Raw genomic sequence first — 3,058 nt, forward strand, 5'->3', positions numbered from 1 at the left:
GGTCAGCGTCCGCCCGGCCCCCCGAAGAGCTCGACCGCCGCGCGGAGCCGGGCGAGGGCGGGGGCGAGGGCGCTCACGGAGCCCGTCGTCGCGGCGAGGCGCAGGAGCGGCCCGCTGAGCGCGGCGGGACTCGGGGCGGGGCCGGACAGGAGGCCGGTGAAGGCGGCGAGTTCCGCTTCTGCGAGGTCCCTGTCGGTCAGGTCCGCCGGCAACACGGCGAGCGCGAGGCGCAGTTCCGCGGCCGCTTCGCGCAACTCCGCGATGCGCGGGTCCTCCTGGTCCTCGCCCGGGCGCCGGTCGTCCACCGGCTCCCCCGTGATGACGACGGGCACACCCGTCCTGTCCGTACCGGTCGCAAGCGGCACTCCTCCCCCTTCGCACGTCCCGTGCGTCTACCCCGATTCGCTCGCGAACCACGGCTGGTCAGGCGCACGGCAGCGCGAACAGTGCTCAGTATTCGCCACCGGGCGCCGACATGCCAGCCGATACGCGCCCGGCGGCGCCCGGGCCCGCCCCGCCCGTAGGGTCGCCGCACACGTGCGCCGGTACCGGCCGGCCGGAGGGAGGCAGCGGTGACGAGGGACACGGGGAAGCCGGCGGCGGGGATCGTGCTCGCGGCCGGGGGCGGGCGGCGGCTCGGCGGCAGGCCCAAGGCGCTTCTGGAGTACGGGGGTTCGCCGCTGGTCGCGCGGGCGGTCGCGCTCGCGCGGGCGGGCGGCTGCGGGCGCGTGCACGTCGTGACGGGGGCCGGGGCGGAGCGGGCGCGCGCCGCCGGCGAACGCGCCGGGGCGGCGCCGCAGGCATGGGTGCGCAATCCCGCGTGGGAGACGGGCATGGGCTCCTCGCTGCGGGCCGGGCTCGCCTCGCTCGCCGGGACGGGCGCCCGAGCGGCGCTCGTCCTGCTGGTGGACCAGCCGGGCATCACGCCGGAGGCGGTGGCGCGGGTGCTGGGCGCGTACGAGGGCCCGGCGACGCTCGCGTCGGCGGCGTACGGCGGGGAACGCGGACACCCGGTACTGCTCGGCGCGGCGCACTGGGCCGGGGCCGGCGAGGCGGCGACGGGCGATCAGGGGGCGCGCGCCTACCTGCGGGAGCGCGCCGTGCGATTCGTGGAGTGCGGGGATTTGTGCGACCCGTACGACATCGACACCCCCGAGGACCTGGAGCGCCTGCCGGGACATCCCGCGAGGGAGGTGGCACCGAGGGACAGCGAACGGGAGGACCCCAGCCATTGACTTCCGCATCGAGGAAACTAGTATCCACTAGCAAGCAGGGATCACGGAAACCTCCGCCCAGAACACCCTCCACGCCCCTTGCCGCCGAATCCGGCCTGGCACGCAGTGCCACACTGCGTGCCGGACGACCGAAGCCGTACGAGCCGAAGGAGTGCCCCTCATGTCCGCACCCGCTCCCGCCGTCGTCGTCCCCGACGCCCCGCACGCGAGCCGGCAGGAGGAGATCCTCACCCCGGCCGCGCTCGCCTTCCTCGCCGAGCTGCACCGCGCCTTCGCGCCCCGCCGCGCCGGGCTGCTCGCGCACCGCGCCGAGCGCCGCGCGGAGATCGCCCGGACCGCCTCACTCGACTTCCTGCCCGGCACGCGCGCGGTCCGCGAGGACGACTCCTGGCGCGTCGCGCCCGCGCCCGAGGCGCTCCAGGACCGCCGCGTCGAGATCACCGGCCCGACCGACCGCAAGATGACGGTCAACGCGCTCAACTCCGGTGCCAAGGTGTGGCTCGCCGACTTCGAGGACGCCTCCGCGCCCACCTGGGAGAACGTCGTCGGCGGGCAGGCCAACCTGATCGACGCCTTCGAGCGGAGGATCGACTTCACCGACGCGCGCACCGGCAAGAGCTACGCGCTGCGCCCCGACGAGGAGCTGGCGACCGTCGTGGTCCGCCCGCGCGGCTGGCACCTGGACGAACGCCACCTGGAGGTGGACGGCGAGCCGGTCCCCGGCGGTCTCGTGGACTTCGGGCTCTTCTTCTTCCACAACGCCGAACGGCTCGTCGCGCGCGGGCGCGGCCCCTTCTTCTACCTGCCGAAGACGGAGTCCCACCTCGAAGCACGGCTGTGGAACGACGTGTTCACGCTCGCGCAGGAGAAGCTGGGCATCCCGCACGGCACCGTCCGCGCCACCGTCCTCATCGAGACGATCACGGCCGCCTACGAAATGGAGGAGATCCTCTACGAGTTGCGCGAGCACGCCGCCGGGCTCAACGCGGGCCGCTGGGACTACCTCTTCTCGATCGTGAAGAACTTCCGTGACGCCGGGCCCGCGTTCGTCCTCCCGGACCGCAACGCCGTCACGATGACAGCCCCGTTCATGCGCGCGTACACCGAACTCCTCGTGCGCACCTGCCACAAGCGCGGCGCGCACGCGATCGGCGGGATGGCGGCCTTCATCCCCTCGCGCAAGGACCCGGAGGTCAACAAGACCGCCTTCGCGAAGGTCCGCGCCGACAAGGACCGGGAGGCGGCGGACGGTTTCGACGGCTCCTGGGTCGCGCACCCCGACCTCGTCCCCGTCGCGCTGGAGTCCTTCGACGCGGTGCTCGGCGCGCGCCCGAACCAGAAGGAACGGCTGCGCGAGGACGTGAAGGTCGCCGCCGGGGACCTCATCGCGATCAGCTCGCTCGACGCGCGGCCGACCTACGACGGCGTGGTCAACGCGGTGCGGGTCGGCATCCGTTACATCGAGGCGTGGCTGCGCGGCTCGGGCGCGGTCGCGATCTTCAACCTGATGGAGGACGCGGCGACCGCCGAGATCTCCCGCTCGCAGCTGTGGCAGTGGATCAACGCGGGCGTCGAGGTCGCGCACGAGGGCGCGCCCGTCCTCGTCACGCGCGAACTGGTGCGGCGCGTGGCCGACGAGGACCTGGCCGCGCTGCGCGCCGAACTGGGCGAGGAGGCGTACGCGGCCGGCCGCTGGGACGAGGCGTACGAGCTGCTGCTTGAGGTCGCGCTCGCCGACACGTACGCGGACTTCCTGACGGTCCCCGCCTACGCGCGGCTGCGCGGCTGAGCCCGGCGCGCGACGGCCGCCGCCGGTTTTGTAC

The 3,058-nt window shown here is 74.2% G+C and carries 3 protein-coding genes; 2 read left to right on the plus strand and 1 reads right to left on the minus strand.

All coding sequences use genetic code 11. From position 1 onward, the window contains the following. Positions 1-2: 2 nt before the first annotated feature. A complete protein-coding gene (locus SSBG_RS03825) occupies positions 3-365 on the minus strand; it encodes a DUF5955 family protein (RefSeq protein ID WP_008744908.1) in 363 nt (120 codons plus the stop codon). A gap of 207 nt (positions 366-572) precedes the next feature. Between SSBG_RS03825 and SSBG_RS03830 the strand changes: the two genes are divergently transcribed. Together SSBG_RS03830 and aceB are read left to right on the plus strand one after the other, a co-directional pair. Further along, positions 573-1,235, plus strand: a complete 663-nt coding sequence (locus SSBG_RS03830; RefSeq protein WP_037868882.1) for a nucleotidyltransferase family protein — start codon at positions 573-575, stop codon at positions 1,233-1,235. Positions 1,236-1,395: 160 nt separating this feature from the next. Beyond that, the gene (gene aceB, locus SSBG_RS03835) at positions 1,396-3,024 is read left to right on the plus strand and encodes a malate synthase A (RefSeq protein ID WP_008744910.1); all 1,629 of its coding nucleotides are present in this window, start codon (positions 1,396-1,398) and stop codon (positions 3,022-3,024) included. The last annotated feature ends 34 nt before the right edge of the window (positions 3,025-3,058 follow it).

It is taken from the genome of Streptomyces sp. SPB074, assembly GCF_000154905.1.
In the GTDB taxonomy this organism is placed as follows: domain Bacteria; phylum Actinomycetota; class Actinomycetes; order Streptomycetales; family Streptomycetaceae; genus Streptomyces.

Excerpts from the sequence above, each read along its gene's own strand:
- aceB (WP_008744910.1), top strand. The coding sequence starts at position 1,396 with ATGTCCGCACCCGCTCCCGCCGTCGTCGTCCCCGACGCCCCGCACGCG.